Source organism: Photobacterium rosenbergii (assembly GCF_033022775.1).
GTDB lineage: Bacteria > Pseudomonadota > Gammaproteobacteria > Enterobacterales > Vibrionaceae > Photobacterium > Photobacterium rosenbergii_A.
The window spans coordinates 42,586-58,165 of sequence record NZ_JAWJZI010000020.1 but is presented as its reverse complement, the minus strand read 5'-3'; the positions used below and the strand labels follow the sequence as shown (position 1 = coordinate 58,165).

General features: G+C 48.9%; 14 protein-coding genes and 4 tRNA genes. 15 read left to right on the top strand and 3 right to left on the bottom strand.

Features of this window, described 5'->3' with window-relative positions; genetic code table 11:
- Nucleotides 1-543: 543 nt before the first annotated feature.
- The 3 genes from R2X38_RS23880 to R2X38_RS23870 form a co-directional block, all read right to left on the bottom strand.
- A complete protein-coding gene (locus R2X38_RS23880) occupies nucleotides 544-1,173 on the bottom strand; it encodes a nicotinamidase (protein ID WP_317524830.1) in 630 nt (209 codons plus the stop codon).
- Nucleotides 1,174-1,184: 11 nt separating this feature from the next.
- Entirely contained in the window at nucleotides 1,185-2,534 is a 1,350-nt protein-coding gene (gene pssA, locus R2X38_RS23875) for a CDP-diacylglycerol--serine O-phosphatidyltransferase (RefSeq protein ID WP_317524828.1), read from the bottom strand.
- Nucleotides 2,535-2,637: 103 nt separating this feature from the next.
- A complete protein-coding gene (locus R2X38_RS23870) occupies nucleotides 2,638-3,090 on the bottom strand; it encodes a GNAT family N-acetyltransferase (protein WP_317524827.1) in 453 nt (150 codons plus the stop codon).
- Between the two features lie 75 nt (nucleotides 3,091-3,165).
- Between R2X38_RS23870 and murB the strand changes: the two genes are divergently transcribed.
- The 15 genes from murB to rpoB all read left to right on the top strand — a co-directional run bounded on the left by murB (nucleotide 3,166) and on the right by rpoB (nucleotide 15,518).
- Nucleotides 3,166-4,206, top strand: a complete 1,041-nt coding sequence (gene murB / locus R2X38_RS23865) for a UDP-N-acetylmuramate dehydrogenase (protein WP_317524826.1) — start codon at nucleotides 3,166-3,168, stop codon at nucleotides 4,204-4,206.
- Nucleotides 4,203-5,165, top strand: a complete 963-nt coding sequence (gene birA / locus R2X38_RS23860) for a bifunctional biotin--[acetyl-CoA-carboxylase] ligase/biotin operon repressor BirA (RefSeq protein ID WP_317524825.1) — start codon at nucleotides 4,203-4,205, stop codon at nucleotides 5,163-5,165. The genes murB and birA overlap by 4 nt, the downstream gene beginning before the upstream one ends.
- Nucleotides 5,165-5,896, top strand: a complete 732-nt coding sequence (locus tag R2X38_RS23855; protein WP_317524824.1) for a type III pantothenate kinase — start codon at nucleotides 5,165-5,167, stop codon at nucleotides 5,894-5,896. The genes birA and R2X38_RS23855 overlap by 1 nt, the downstream gene beginning before the upstream one ends.
- Before the next feature lie 96 nt (nucleotides 5,897-5,992).
- Nucleotides 5,993-6,068, top strand: a tRNA-Thr gene (locus tag R2X38_RS23850).
- Nucleotides 6,069-6,103: 35 nt separating this feature from the next.
- Nucleotides 6,104-6,188, top strand: a tRNA-Tyr gene (locus R2X38_RS23845).
- A 39-nt stretch (nucleotides 6,189-6,227) separates the two neighbouring features.
- A tRNA-Gly gene (locus tag R2X38_RS23840) sits at nucleotides 6,228-6,302 on the top strand.
- A gap of 12 nt (nucleotides 6,303-6,314) precedes the next feature.
- A tRNA-Thr gene (locus R2X38_RS23835) sits at nucleotides 6,315-6,390 on the top strand.
- A 105-nt stretch (nucleotides 6,391-6,495) separates the two neighbouring features.
- Nucleotides 6,496-7,680, top strand: a complete 1,185-nt coding sequence (tuf, locus tag R2X38_RS23830; protein WP_044622103.1) for an elongation factor Tu — start codon at nucleotides 6,496-6,498, stop codon at nucleotides 7,678-7,680.
- 216 nt (nucleotides 7,681-7,896) lie between these two features.
- Nucleotides 7,897-8,274 (top strand): preprotein translocase subunit SecE, encoded by a 378-nt coding sequence (secE, locus tag R2X38_RS23825; protein WP_281025905.1) that lies wholly within the window; start codon nucleotides 7,897-7,899, stop codon nucleotides 8,272-8,274.
- Nucleotides 8,275-8,285: 11 nt separating this feature from the next.
- Nucleotides 8,286-8,831 (top strand): transcription termination/antitermination protein NusG, encoded by a 546-nt coding sequence (gene nusG / locus R2X38_RS23820; RefSeq protein WP_039458779.1) that lies wholly within the window; start codon nucleotides 8,286-8,288, stop codon nucleotides 8,829-8,831.
- Nucleotides 8,832-8,955: 124 nt separating this feature from the next.
- On the top strand, nucleotides 8,956-9,384 hold the full coding sequence (gene rplK / locus R2X38_RS23815) for a 50S ribosomal protein L11 (protein ID WP_007462791.1): 429 nt from the start codon (nucleotides 8,956-8,958) through the stop codon (nucleotides 9,382-9,384).
- A gap of 4 nt (nucleotides 9,385-9,388) precedes the next feature.
- Nucleotides 9,389-10,093, top strand: coding sequence for a 50S ribosomal protein L1 (gene rplA, locus R2X38_RS23810; RefSeq protein ID WP_317524820.1), 705 nt, complete (start codon nucleotides 9,389-9,391; stop codon nucleotides 10,091-10,093).
- A gap of 254 nt (nucleotides 10,094-10,347) precedes the next feature.
- Complete coding sequence (gene rplJ / locus R2X38_RS23805; RefSeq protein WP_036817332.1) at nucleotides 10,348-10,842, top strand: 50S ribosomal protein L10; 495 nt, start codon at nucleotides 10,348-10,350, stop codon at nucleotides 10,840-10,842.
- 61 nt (nucleotides 10,843-10,903) lie between these two features.
- Nucleotides 10,904-11,269 carry a 50S ribosomal protein L7/L12 gene (rplL, locus tag R2X38_RS23800; RefSeq protein WP_187460011.1) on the top strand — a complete coding sequence of 122 codons (366 nt, stop codon included), beginning with the start codon at nucleotides 10,904-10,906 and terminating at the stop codon, nucleotides 11,267-11,269.
- 223 nt (nucleotides 11,270-11,492) lie between these two features.
- Entirely contained in the window at nucleotides 11,493-15,518 is a 4,026-nt protein-coding gene (gene rpoB, locus R2X38_RS23795) for a DNA-directed RNA polymerase subunit beta (protein ID WP_317524819.1), read from the top strand.
- Nucleotides 15,519-15,580 lie beyond the last annotated feature (62 nt).

Here is a 15,580-nt window from a genome sequence, read left to right as displayed (position 1 = left end):
GTTGGTTAGAATACCGGCCTGTCACGCCGGGGGTCGCGGGTTCGAGTCCCGTCCGCTCCGCCACTTATACTAAGCCCGAGTCGAAAGACTCGGGCTTTTTTACATCTATCGGTTATGTTCGCCTTGCAGGCGAATGAGTCCCGCTGGAGGGCCAGCCCGGCCGTTTCGCCACTTATTAAGAAGTCTCGTCGAATGACGAGGCTTTCTTGTATCTGATGCTCCCGAAAATGCTGTGCACTTTGGTTGCGTCCGGAAACCCGGCGTGTTGAGTCCCATCCGTTCCGCCACTTATATTAAACCGAAGCAGAATTACAGTTCTTTGTTACGTATCTAGAAGCCCTGTTAATAATATCAGGGCTTTTTGTCTTTATAGGAAGAACGAGGCTGTGGGGTTTAAGAGCGGCCCTACAGGTCGTTAGTAGTGATATTTGGCAGGTTGATCGGGGGATTTACAGAGTCTTGTGACAGAACCACAGAACCATAAGAAAAAGAAACCCAGCCAATGGCTGGGTTCATAATATTAAGAACAAACGGTGGCTTCGGTTATAACAGGGCTTTGACAGCCTCAGTGCTATCGCACACGCAAATACCGGCCGCTTTCATTTCTATACAAGCTTGTTCGACAGTATCGGGTGCAATGCCACGACATGCTGCGAGATTGACGATCACCTGGAATAGGCCGGAAGCTTGTAATTGCAAGGCTGTGGTTTTAACACAGTAGTCAGTAGCAAGACCACCAACTAAGACTGTTTTGACCGCCTTGGCTTGCAGCCACTCGATAAGGCCCGTGCTGAGCTTCTCTTGAAGATCATGATAACAGGCACCGTAGGGGTGAAGATCCGGCTCGATCCCTTTCCAAATAACATGATCATACTCTGTCACCGGAGGAAGTTCAGGGATCGTTTCAAATCCAAGGGTGCCCGGAACAGCATGGCTAACCCAGGTTAAATCGGCATTAGGGTGATCCAATGGAGAGAGCATCTTGTCATGTGAGTCGACAACCCATACCGCATTATGCGGATGGGCATCTTTTGTCAGTACACGAACGTTAGCTAATGCTGCCTGGCGATTCAATTCAGAGCCGATAGTGTCCCCTTCGGCTACTGGTAGCTCATTAGGGCACAGTGGAGTAAAGGTCTTTTGAGGATCTACATCGATGGCAGCAATAGTCATGATCGTCTCTCTTACAGGATCTGGTTGAGGATATGATCGGCTTTGACCCGACGGATACGCTTGATCAATTTGCGCACCGGTGCCGGGTAGGCGTCGATTTTATCGATAAACTTATAGCTACCGACAAGCTGGGTATGTTCAAGGATACGGTCGAGCTCACCTTGTTTCTGCTCTGCCAGCAACTGTTGCTTGTCATGGACCAGGATGGCATTTTCGAGATCCAGTTTCCAAGCTCGGGGGTTGAGGTTATTGCCAGTGATCAGCATATAGCTGCGGTCAACCCAAATCCCTTTTAGGTGGAAACTGTTGTCGTTGTGCTTCCAAAGGTGGATGGCAAGCTGGCGTCTGGCAATAGCTCCTTCATTTTGTTTGGCGAAGTTACGCAGGTTGACTTCGTATAGATACGGCAGCCCGGCAATTGTCCTGAACGGCTCACTCGGTGGGATATAGAAGTCATTTGCGGTCTTGTCACCAACAACGATGGTCACTTTCACGCCACGGCGTAGTGCCCTTTTTACTTCCCGGCTCACGCTACGTGGGAAGTTGAAGTAAGGGGTGCAGATCGTCAACTCTTGCTGTGCGCTGGCAATCAGGGTACAGATATGCTGATTAAGCTTATTCTTTCGCTTGCCAAGGCCAACGAGTGGGGTAAGACCCACTTCGGTATCAGAAACCTGCTCAGGCTCAAACTGGTAGCTGGCTCTTTGTAATTGATGGCGCAGCGTTTTAATTGCCCCTTTCAGGTTTCTGGTTTCTGGGCGATTCGCTTGGCTTAGACAGTTGACCGCATCGCTGTTGACCAAGGTGTCGACTATAAAGTTGGCCATGCTATCGGCAAGTTGGCTGTTGTGGATCACATGATAGCGGTCATAGCGGTAGCGTTGGTGCTGGGCTAGGTACACATCATTGAGGCTTGCACCGCTGTAGATGATCTTATCATCGACGACAAAGCCTTTGAGGTGCAGTACGCCGAATACTTCGCGGTTACGTACTGGCACACCAAGAATATCGATTTGGTGTTCGTATTTTTCGGAGAACTCGCGGTACAGAGCGGCGTTACCGTCTGATTTGTCTGCGCCGATAAGCCCGCGTTGTGCCCGGTGCCAATCGACCAGAACCTTTATATCAAGCTCTGGGTTAGCTTGCTTGGCTTCGTACAGTGCCGTGAGGATCCCACGCCCACCGTCGTCATCTTGTAGGTAGAGCGCAACTAGATAAATACGCGCTTTGGCTTTGGAGATTTCTTGGTGGAGACGTTCACGGAACGATCCTGCATCGAGAAGGGTCTCTAAATCTTCTGGCTTGTGTGCAATACACGGCAGTTGCTCAATGCGTTGCTTGTTAGCAATAGCTGAATCCATTATCGCCTCGTTTACGCGACCTTAATAAGGATGAATCGGTTAGTTAAGGGCGCAATTATATCAGAAAAACATCATAGTCCACGTATTGCTAAGTTGGCTTATGTCACGCTTGGCTTAATTCACGTTTACTACTTTGATCATAGAGCATAGGAGTAAGGCTTTTACCGCTTTGTCGGTAGCGGTTGATCCTTGTACGTAACGACTCTGGCAATTGGTTGTCCTCTAGAGTTACAAAACCTGAAGATTGGTAAAATGACTCTAAATAGCTAAAAGCAAAGCAGTAGCAAGGTTGTACTGAGGTCTGGGCTTGGCAAGCGCTCAGTAATGCTGCGCCTTGTCCTTGTGAGCGTAAATCAGGGTGAACCAGCATTCCGGTTAGTAGCTGAAATTGTTCAAATTGCTTGAACCTGACACACGCTTGTATGCCTTTGTTATCCTCGCCAATCCAGATGATTTCGTCTTTTTTCGCCTTACCTGCTGGATAATATGTCTTATAGAAGCGGTTAATAAGGGGAAAACGGAGAGGCTCTAATGGGTGGAATCTAAGCTTGCTCATAGGGAAAACACTGCCAAGAATGGATGAATCAGTTAAAATGCAGCTCCTAGTATAAAGGTATGGATCATAAGTCGCATGAAAGTTTTGCAGGATAGGTCGCTAGCACCGTTTCACACATTTGGTCTCGATGTTAAGGCCAGAGAAATTGTTATAGCCGAAACGGCGCAGGATTTGGTGTCTATCTGGCAAGATGAACGCTATCAAGAAATGCCTAAGCTGATCCTCGGCCAGGGCAGCAACATGCTTTTTTGTGAAGACTTCGCCGGTATCGTTGTACTAAACCGCATAATCGGTATCGAGGTAACAGAAACCGCCGATGCCTTCTTGCTGCATGTAGGTGCTGGAGAGGATTGGCACCAACTGGTGACCCAAACCGTTGAGCAGGGCATGCCGGGGTTAGAGAATCTTGCTTTGATCCCTGGCTGTGTTGGCTCGTCGCCGATTCAGAATATCGGTGCCTATGGGGTGGAGTTAAAGGATGTCTGCGCTTATGTCGATACTGTTGAGCTTGCCAGTGGTGAACAAAGCCGTTTTACCGCAGAGCAATGCCAGTTTGGTTACCGAGACTCCATCTTCAAGCATGCATTGAAAGATACCCACGCCATTACAGCGGTAGGCTTCCGGTTGACTAAAGCCTGGAGGCCGGTCGTTTCTTACGGCCCGCTGGCGCAGTTTGAGCAGGAAACCGTTTCAGCAAAAGAAATCCTCGAAGCCGTTTGTGCTATCCGTCAATCCAAGTTACCGGATCCCAATGTGTTGGGTAATGCAGGGAGCTTCTTTAAAAACCCCGTTGTTGAAAGTCATGTTGCTAAGCATCTACTTGCACAATATCCGTCGATGCCGCATTATCCTCAATCCAACGATTTGGAAAAACTTGCAGCTGGTTGGTTGATTGATCAGTGTCAGCTCAAAGGTCACCAGATTGGTGGGGCACGGGTACATGATCAGCAGGCGCTGGTATTAGTGAATTACCATAATGCTCAGGTTGAAGATGTATTGCACCTTGCCCAGTTTGTGGTGGACAGCGTGCAGGCCAAGTTCGGTATTGAACTGGAGCATGAAGTCCGCTTTATGGCAGGAACAAAAGAAACCACATTGGCCGAGGTTTACCAATGAAAGAGCATGCTACGCGTCTTGCCCTGATTGCCAAGCTGGCAGATGGGCAGTTTCATTCCGGTGAGGCTCTGGGTGAAGCGCTAGGGATATCCCGGGCGGCAGTCAGTAAGCATATCAAGGTACTACGTAGTTGGGGAATTGATATTTTCCGCCTCCAAGGCAAAGGCTATAGCCTTCCTGCAAAACTGGAACTGCTTGATTGCGATACGATCTTGGCTCAGGTAAAGTGCCCGAGCTTAGAGGTTATTCCTGTCATTGACTCGACTAACCAGTATTTGCTTGATCGTGTCGGTACGATGCCTAAGGGAGCAAGTTGCCTGGCGGAATACCAGCAGGCAGGCCGCGGCCGCCGAGGTCGTCAGTGGCTATCGCCATTTGGCAGTAACCTCTACCTTTCGATGTATTGGCGCCTTGATGCCGGTATTGCCGCGGCCATGGGCCTGAGTCTTGTGGTCGGTGTAGCGATAGCCGAAGCATTAGAGTCGCTGGGTGCGGAAGGCATTAAGGTTAAGTGGCCGAATGACCTTTACTACCAGGATCGAAAACTGGCTGGCATCCTGGTGGAAATGTCGGGCCAGGCTGGTGAAGCAGCCCACTTGGTGATTGGCATGGGGCTTAATATTGCGATGCCAGAAGCAGAAGGTGAAGCCATTGAGCAGTCGTGGACCAATCTTACCGAGGCTTGCGACTCTTTACCTGATCGCAATATGCTCGCTGCTACGCTGATCAACAGACTGCATGAAGCGTTGAGTGAATATGAAGAAAGCGGGATGAATGGCTTTACACCTCGCTGGAATAGGCTGGATAACTTTTTGGATCGCCCTGTGAAGTTATTGATGGGTAACCGCGTAGTGGAAGGGATTGCTCGCGGGATCAATAACCAGGGAGCGTTATTACTGGAAACCGAACAAGGGATCACTCCTTACCTCGGTGGAGAAATCAGCCTTAGAGGTTGTTGATGCAAATTTTGATTGAAGCGGGCAACAGTTATGTAAAAGTTGCCCAACTATTTGAAGATGGTCATTTCACGCTGCTGGGGCGCTTCCCAAGCAAGAAGCTGGAAATGGTCTTGGAACCGTTACTGGAGAATGGAGTCACCAGAATCGTATTTGCCAGTGTAGGGCCGGTTGAAATTGATAACTCCCTGCAGCGTATCTCTCAGCTTGCCAATATCCCCGTGATGCAGGTTAAGACACTGAGAAAAGATTTTGGTGTTAAGAACGCCTACAGCGAATATCAATATCTGGGTGTTGACCGTTGGCTGACGCTGGTGGCTATTCGCCAGGAATTCAAAGCGCCAACCGTTATTGTTGATATTGGCACCGCGCTTACCTTCGATGTGATGACGGAAGAGGGCAAACACCTTGGTGGTTGGATAGCCCCTGGTTACCAGCTGATGATGAAGTCGGTGTTGGAGAATACCACTAAAGTCTTTGCCGATCGTGAGCACAGCGATGCCCTCACGTTTGCCGATAACACCGCCGATGGCCTTAAGAACGGTTGCCGTGCCGCTTTGGTGGGGTTGATTGAATACGGTCTATCACAAGCTCGCGAGAAGCTGAAAACCGAACCCAAGGTGATCCTGTGTGGTGGTGGGGTTAGACACCTGCCTCAGCAGTGGGGGAAAGACTTCTGTCACCGCTCGGATTTGGTGCTGGAAGGCCTTGCTTTGTATGCAAAATGTCGGTGATGGGTGAATTTTCGCCAATAAAGTTCGAAATCTGGAAAAATCGAAAAAAAGGTATTGCAAGGCTAGGGATAGTTCTCTAGAATGCGCAGCACTTACGCCGACTTAGCTCAGTAGGTAGAGCAACTGACTTGTAATCAGTAGGTCACCAGTTCGATTCCGGTAGTCGGCACCACTTTCTCCTAGATGAGTGAAAGTGCAAAAAAATCTGGAGGGGTTCCCGAGTGGCCAAAGGGAGCAGACTGTAAATCTGCCGGCACTGCCTTCGATGGTTCGAATCCGTCCCCCTCCACCATTTTCTTAAGAAAGAATAGCTTATCGAGTGACGAGTTTTGCGGGCATCGTATAATGGCTATTACCTCAGCCTTCCAAGCTGATGATGCGGGTTCGATTCCCGCTGCCCGCTCCACACTTCTTGTGTGCTGATATAGCTCAGTCGGTAGAGCGCACCCTTGGTAAGGGTGAGGTCGGCGGTTCAAATCCGCCTATCAGCACCACTCTCTCCTCAAGTGACTTCTTTTCTTTTGATATATACTCTACAAAACCCATGATTGGTTGTGTGGTCGTAATGCCACCAAATACCGTGCCTAGAGGGACTATCCATGTCTAAAGAAAAATTTGAACGTACTAAACCGCACGTTAACGTTGGTACTATCGGCCACGTTGACCACGGTAAAACAACTCTAACAGCTGCTATCTGTACTACGCTTGCAAAAGTATACGGTGGTGAGGCTAAAGACTTCGCATCTATCGATAACGCTCCAGAAGAGCGCGAGCGTGGTATCACAATCTCTACTTCTCACGTAGAGTACGATACTCCAACTCGTCACTACGCGCACGTAGACTGCCCAGGACACGCCGATTACGTTAAAAACATGATCACTGGTGCTGCGCAGATGGACGGTGGTATCCTAGTTGTTGCTGCAACTGACGGCCCAATGCCTCAGACTCGTGAGCACATCCTACTAGGCCGTCAGGTTGGTATCCCATACATCATCGTGTTCATGAACAAGTGTGACATGGTTGATGACGAAGAGCTTCTAGAGCTAGTTGAGATGGAAGTACGTGAACTTCTATCCGAGTACGAATTCCCAGGTGACGACTGCCCAGTAATCATGGGTTCTGCTCTTGGCGCGCTAAACGGCGAGAAAGAGTGGGAAGACAAGATTGTTGAGCTAGCTGAAGCACTAGACAACTACATCCCAGAGCCAGAGCGTGCGATCGACCGTCCGTTCATCCTACCTATCGAAGATGTATTCTCAATCCAGGGCCGTGGTACTGTTGTAACTGGTCGTGTTGAGCAGGGTATCATCACTGTAGGTGACGAAGTAGAAATCATCGGTATCAAAGAGACCACTACAACTACTTGTACTGGTGTTGAGATGTTCCGTAAGCTTCTTGACGAAGGCCGTGCTGGTGAGAACGTTGGTGTTCTTCTACGTGGTACTAAGCGTGACGAAGTTGAGCGTGGTCAGGTTCTTGCTAAGCCAGGTTCTATCACTCCGCACACTACTTTCGAATCAGAAGTATACGTTCTGTCTAAAGACGAAGGTGGCCGTCACACGCCATTCTTCAAAGGCTACCGTCCACAGTTCTACTTCCGTACAACTGACGTAACTGGTACTATCGAGCTACCAGAAGGCGTAGAAATGGTTATGCCTGGCGACAACATCAAGATGGTTGTTACTCTAATCGCTCCTATCGCGATGGACGAAGGTCTGCGCTTCGCAATCCGTGAAGGTGGCCGTACCGTTGGTGCTGGTGTTGTAGCTAAGATCGTTGAATAATATTTGACGACTAGGTACTAAAAAGGGCATCATTTGATGCCCTTTTTCTGCGCTGTTGCTTGGTTTTGCATATTTTTTGCTCAAGCCTGCAGAGAAACATTTTATTATGATGAAGTTTTTTGTTTGTAATTAAAGCTTTAGTGCTTTCCTTCATTGTTAGCCTCGCAAATGCGGGGTTATTTTCGTCTATATTGAGACTAGTTACAGGTTGGTTGTATGAAAGCGAATGCCGAAAACCAAAGCAGCTCCGGCGGTATGGACGGCCTTAAATGGGTCGCTGTATTTGCTCTGCTAGCTGCCGCTGTGGTTGGTAATTACCTGTACAGTGATGTTTCTGTAGTGCTACGCGCTGCCGCGGTTGTTGTCCTAGTGGCAGCGGCTGGTGGTATTGCTGCACTTACAGCAAAAGGTAAAACCGCGATTGCGTTTGCACGCGAATCGCGCATGGAAGTCCGCAAGGTAGTATGGCCTACTCGTCAGGAAGCTACGCAGACAACCTTTATCGTTTTAGCTGTCACTGTCATTATGGCGTTAGCCTTGTGGGGCATCGACGGCATCATGGTCCGTCTAGTCCGCCTAGTTACCGGTGTGTGAGGTAAGAGTTCATGAGCGAAGCTCCAAAAAAACGATGGTATGTAGTACAGGCCTTCTCTGGTTTTGAAGGTCGTGTTGCACAATCCCTACGTGAGCATATTAAAATGCACGGCATGGAAGAGTACTTCGAAGAAGTGCTTGTCCCAACAGAAGAAGTTGTGGAAGTGCGTGCTGGCCAGCGCCGTAAGAGCGAGCGCAAGTTCTTCCCTGGCTATGTGCTTGTACAGATGGTGATGAACGATGAGACATGGCATCTGGTACGTAGTATCCCTCGTGTAATGGGGTTCATCGGCGGTACATCTGACCGTCCGGCTCCGATCTCTGATAAAGAGGCTGATGCAATCCTTAACCGCCTTGAGAAGGCGAGCGAATCACCTGTACACAAAACTGTGTTCGAACCGGGTGAAGTTGTCCGTGTTACTGACGGCCCGTTCGCAGACTTCAACGGTGTGGTGGAAGAAGTCGATTACGACAAGAGCCGCCTGAAGGTATCTGTATCAATCTTCGGCCGTGCGACTCCTGTTGAACTGGAGTTTGGCCAGGTCGAAAAAAGCTGATCATTAAATAATCAGTTTTAGTTGTCAGGGGCGTGAAATTGGACTATAATTTCGCGCCCTTTCGTTAGACGGGGAGTCTATTTCTAGAGAATAGACGTTCGAACCCAAATTAAGGTAAATAGCAATGGCTAAAAAAGTAGAAGCTTACATCAAGCTGCAAGTTGCAGCTGGTATGGCAAACCCAAGTCCACCGGTTGGTCCTGCACTAGGTCAGCACGGTGTGAACATCATGGAATTCTGTAAAGCGTTCAACGCTAAGACTGACTCAATCGAGAAAGGTCTACCGACTCCAGTTGTTATCACAGTATACAACGACCGTTCTTTCACGTTCATCACTAAGACTCCACCTGCTGCTGTTCTTCTTAAGAAAGCTGCTGGCGTTAAGTCTGGTTCTGGCCGTCCGAACACTGAGAAAGTTGGTACTGTAACTGACGCTCAGATCCAAGAGATCGCAGAAACTAAAGCTGCGGACATGACTGGTGCTGACATCGAAGCTATGAAGCGTTCGATTGCTGGTACTGCTCGTTCAATGGGTCTAGTGGTAGAGGGTTAAGACAATGGCAAAACTTACTAAACGTATGCGCGTAATCCGCGAGAAAGTTGATGTTAACCGCGAGTACGACATCAACGAAGCTGTTGCTCTTCTTAAAGAACTAGCTACTGCTAAATTTACTGAAAGCGTTGACGTTGCTGTTAACCTTGGCATCGATGCACGTAAATCTGACCAGAACGTTCGTGGTGCAACTGTACTACCAAACGGTACTGGCCGTGAAATCCGCGTAGCGGTATTCACTCAGGGTGCAAACGCTGAAGCTGCTAAAGAAGCTGGCGCTGACCTAGTAGGTATGGACGATCTAGCTGCACAGGTTAAGAAAGGCGAGATGAACTTCGACGTAGTTATCGCATCTCCAGATGCAATGCGCGTTGTAGGTCAGCTTGGTACTATTCTTGGTCCACGCGGTCTAATGCCAAACCCTAAAGTTGGTACTGTAACTCCTAACGTTGCTGAAGCTGTTAAGAACGCTAAAGCGGGTCAGGTTCGTTACCGTAACGACAAGAACGGCATCATCCACACTACTATCGGTAAAGTGGACTTCGACGCTGCTCAACTAAAAGAGAACCTAGAAGCTCTTCTAGTTGCTCTGAAGAAAGCTAAGCCTTCTTCAGCTAAAGGTACTTTCATCAAGAAAGTAAGCATCTCTACCACTATGGGTGCAGGTGTAGCGCTAGACCAGAATACTCTGGAAACTAACGCACAGTAATTTGCAGAAGCGCAAATTTCGTGTATAATTTGCGCTTCCGAATTCGTGGCTAAGGCTGTTGCCTCGGTAACAGCCTTCGTCAAAGACCGTAGGCGTCAACTCTTAGAGCTGACTTAATATCACCTACGTAGACGGTGCCAGAACATGATTGATGTAAGTCTTTCTTGGATCTGCGCCGTAAAAACTCTCCTGCCATACCGGCAGTGAGTGGTGTACAGTCCGGGACTTCCCGGCATAATCCAGGAGCAAATCCAATGGCATTGAACCTTCAAGACAAAAAAGCAATTGTTGCTGAAGTCAACGAAGCTGCCAATGGTGCCCTGTCTGCAGTTGTTGCTGACTCTCGTGGCGTTGCTGTGGGTGCGATGACTTCTCTACGTAAACAAGCTCGTGAAAACGGCGTTTACCTGAAAGTTGTTCGTAACACACTAGCTCGTCGTGCAGTGGAAGGTACTGATTTCGAATGTCTTACTGAGACTTTCGTAGGTCCTACACTGATCGGTTTCTCTAATGAGCACCCAGGTGCTGCAGCGCGTCTTTTCAAAGACTTCGCTAAAGAGAACAAAGATTTCGAGATCAAAGCAGCCGCATTCGAAGGCGCTGTTGCTGACGTTGAAGTACTAGCAACTCTACCAACATACGACGAAGCGATTGCACGCCTAATGATGTGCATGAAAGAAGCGTCTGCTGGTAAGCTGGTACGTACTATCGCAGCTGTTCGCGATCAGAAAGAAGAAGCTGCGGCTTAATAGCCCTTGCTTTTCACTGATTGCTATTTAAACTAATTGTTGACTTTTAAAGAGAATTGTTATGTCTATCACTAACGAGCAAATCCTAGACGCAGTTGCAGAAATGTCTGTAATGCAAGTTGTTGAGCTAATCGAAGCTATGGAAGAGAAATTCGGCGTTTCTGCTGCAGCAGCAGTAGTAGCGGGCGGCGCAGCTGCAGAAGCAGCTGAAGAGCAAACTGAATTCGACGTAATCCTAACTGGCGCTGGCGCAAACAAAGTTGCAACTATCAAAGCTGTACGTGGCGCGACTGGCCTAGGTCTTAAAGAAGCTAAAGCTCTAGTTGACGGCGCTCCAGCACCTCTGAAAGAAGGTGTTGACAAAGCTGAAGCTGAAGCTCTTAAAGCTCAGCTAGAAGAAGCTGGTGCTTCTGTTGAAGTTAAGTAATAATTACTTAATTTCTTAGCCTTAATTGGCTAATGGCTGGTGGCTAAAAAGCCACCGGCCTTTTTGCGCTGTAGGGTAGTGGTGTTTTCACATTGTTTTGCGACCACTCTCCATGCAAAAAACAGTCCTGCTCTCGCGGAGCTGTTCCTACAAAAACAGTGTTATTAGTCACTGCTCCTCGTTTTGAGCAGTTTGGATCACTTATCAGCGATCTGAGGAACCTATGGTTTACTCTTATACCGAGAAAAAGCGTATCCGTAAGGATTTTGGTAAGCGTCCACAAGTTTTGGATGTACCATACTTGCTGTCGATCCAGCTTGAGTCTTTTAAAAAGTTCATCGAGCAGGATCCAGAAGGGCATTACGGTCTAGAAGCTGCCTTTCGTTCTGTTTTCCCAATTCAGAGCTATAACGGCAATTCCGAGCTGCAATACGTTAGCTATCGTCTCGGTGAGCCGGTCTTCGATGTTAAAGAATGTCAGATTCGTGGCGTAACGTACTCTGCACCACTTCGTGTGAAGCTTCGTCTTGTCATGTACGATAAAGACGCGCCAGCTGGCACAGTCAAAGACATTAAAGAACAAGAAGTTTACATGGGCGAAATTCCGCTCATGACAGATAACGGTACATTCGTTATTAACGGTACCGAGAGGGTTATCGTATCCCAGCTACACCGTAGCCCGGGTGTTTTCTTCGACAGCGATAAGGGTAAGACCCACTCCTCAGGTAAAGTGCTTTATAACGCACGCGTAATCCCATACCGTGGTTCATGGTTGGATTTCGAATTTGATCCTAAGGATAACGTATTCGTACGTATCGACCGTCGTCGTAAGCTTCCTGCTTCAATCATCCTGCGCGCGCTAGGCTACACCACCGAGCAGATCCTTGACATGTTCTTCGAGAAGGTAAACTTCGAAGTACAGGGCAAGTCTCTTGTGATGGAACTGGTACCTGAGCGTCTACGCGGTGAAACCGCCAGCTTCGATATCGAAGCCAACGGCAAGGTTTACGTTGAGCAAGGCCGCCGTATTACCGCTCGCCATATCCGCCAGCTAGGTAAAGACGGTGTTGACCACATCGAAGTCCCTGTTGAATACATCGTGGGTAAAATCGCATCACGTGATTACGTGAACGAGGAAACCGGCGAGCTGATCGCAGCAGCTAACCAGGAACTAAGCCTGGAAACACTAGCTCTGCTATCTCAGGCAGGTTACAAATCTCTAGAAGTTCTGTTTACGAACGATCTAGATTACGGTCCGTACATGTCTGACACTATCCGTGTCGACAGCACGACCGACCGTTTAAGCGCACTGGTAGAAATCTACCGCATGATGCGCCCGGGCGAGCCACCAACGCGCGAAGCGGCAGAGCAGCTTTTCGAAAGCTTGTTCTTCACTGAAGAGCGTTACGATCTATCTGCTGTGGGCCGTATGAAGTTCAACAGCTCGCTAGGTCGTGAAGAGTCTACAGGTCAGGGTACCCTAGACCACGCTGACATCATCGATGTAATGCGTCGTCTGATCGATATCCGTAACGGTAAAGGTGAAGTTGATGATATCGACCACCTAGGCAACCGTCGTATTCGTTCTGTAGGCGAAATGGCTGAAAACCAATTCCGAGTTGGTCTGGTACGTGTTGAGCGTGCTGTTAAAGAGCGCCTAAGCCTTGGCGATCTAGATGCAGTAATGCCTCAAGACCTAATCAATGCCAAGCCAATTTCTGCGGCAGTGAAAGAGTTCTTTGGCTCTTCTCAGCTGTCTCAGTTTATGGACCAGAACAACCCACTGTCAGAAGTTACTCACAAACGTCGTATCTCGGCGCTTGGTCCAGGTGGTCTGACTCGTGAGCGTGCTGGCTTTGAGGTTCGAGACGTACACGCGACCCACTACGGTCGTCTATGTCCGATCGAAACGCCGGAAGGTCCAAACATCGGTCTGATCAACTCACTGTCAGCATTTGCTCAGTGTAACCCTTACGGTTTCTTGGAAACTCCATACCGTAAAGTGATCGACGGCAAGGTAACCGAAGAAATCGACTACCTATCTGCTATCGAAGAAGGCCATTACGTAATCGCTCAGGCGAACGCCGCGCTTAACGAAGACGGCTCTTTCGCTGACGAACTGATCACTGCCCGCCAGAAAGGTGAATCAGGTCTGCACCCACGTGACCATGTCCAGTACATGGACGTTGCAACCAACCAGGTTGTATCGGTGGCTGCGTCTCTGATCCCATTCCTAGAGCACGATGATGCGAACCGTGCCCTTATGGGTGCGAACATGCAGCGTCAGGCAGTTCCTACTCTACGTGCTGACAAGCCGCTAGTAGGTACAGGTATCGAGCGTAACGTAGCGGTTGACTCCGGTGTTACAGCCGTAGCTAAACGTGGCGGTATGGTTCAGTCAGTAGATGCTTCTCGTATCGTTATCAAGGTTAACGAAGACGAGTTGGTACCAGGCGAAGCGGGTATCGACATCTACAACCTGACCAAATACACCCGTTCTAACCAGAACACATGTATCAACCAGCGTCCAACTGTGATGCCGGGTGAGCCTGTGGCTCGTGGTGACGTACTAGCTGATGGTCCATCTACCGACCTTGGTGAACTAGCCCTTGGCCAGAACATGCGTATCGCGTTCATGCCTTGGAACGGTTACAACTTCGAGGATTCCATCCTTGTATCTGAGCGTGTTGTACAGGAAGACCGCCTGACAACTATCCACATCCAAGAGCTATCTTGTGTGGCGCGTGATACCAAGCTAGGTGCGGAAGAAATCACTGCCGATATCCCGAACGTGGGTGAAGCAGCGCTATCTAAGCTGGATGAGTCAGGTATCGTTTACATCGGTGCTGAAGTTAAGGGTGGCGACATCCTAGTTGGTAAGGTGACACCTAAGGGTGAAACTCAGCTAACTCCTGAAGAGAAGCTACTACGTGCTATCTTCGGTGAGAAAGCGTCTGACGTGAAAGACTCTTCTCTACGCGTACCTAACTCTGTGTCTGGTACTATCATCGACGTTCAGGTATTTACCCGTGACGGCGTTGAGAAAGACAAGCGTGCGCTAGAAATCGAAGAGATGCAGCTGAAAGAAGCGAAGAAAGACATCACTGAAGAATTCCAGATCCTTGAAGGTGGTCTTCTTGCACGTGTTCGTACGCTTCTTCTTGCCGCGGGTTACAGCGAAGACAAGCTGTCTTCAATGGACCGCGAGAAGCTGTTCGCACAGACTCTTGATGACGAAGCACAGCAGAACCAGCTTGAGCAGCTAGCCGAGCAGTACGACGAGCTGAAAGCTGAGTTCGATAAGAAATTTGAAACCAAGCGCCGTAAGATCACACAGGGTGATGACCTAGCGCCGGGTGTCCTTAAGATTGTTAAGGTTTATCTAGCGGTTAAGCGTCGTATCCAGCCTGGTGATAAGATGGCGGGTCGTCACGGTAACAAGGGTGTAATCTCTAAGATTTGTCCTGTTGAAGATATGCCGTACGACGAAAAAGGTCAGACAGTAGACATCGTACTTAACCCACTGGGTGTACCGTCTCGTATGAACATCGGTCAGATCCTGGAGACTCACTTGGGTCTTGCAGCGAAAGGTATCGGTGACAAGATCAACGAGATGCTTAAGCAGCAGCAGGAACTACACCAGTTCCGTAACTTCCTGCAGAAAGTGTACGATCTGGGCGACACGCGCCAGAAAGTAGACATTGCCGCGCTAAGCGACGACGAAGTACGTACTCTGATCAGCAACCTGCGCAACGGTCTACCAATCGCGACACCTGTCTTCGATGGTGCGCCAGAATCCTCTATCAAAGAGCTTCTGAAATTGGGTGATCTGCCAGAATCTGGTCAGCTGACTCTGTTTGACGGCCGTACTGGTGACAAGTTTGAGCGTCCTGTAACTGTTGGTTACATGTACATGCTGAAACTGAACCACTTGGTTGATGACAAGATGCATGCCCGTTCTACCGGTTCTTACAGCCTTGTTACTCAGCAGCCGCTGGGTGGTAAAGCTCAGTTCGGTGGTCAGCGTTTCGGTGAGATGGAAGTGTGGGCACTAGAAGCATATGGTGCTGCATACACCCTACAGGAAATGCTAACTGTTAAGTCGGATGACGTTAACGGCCGTACGAAGATGTACAAGAACATCGTCGATGGCGACCATCGTATGGAACCTGGTATGCCGGAATCGTTCAACGTACTGTTGAAAGAAATCCGCTCGTTGGGTATCAACATCGAGCTGGAAGACGAATAAGCCTCGGTTCATACCAAGATTTATTAGTTACTCCGGTATAAATATGAAGGCGCCAGCAGACT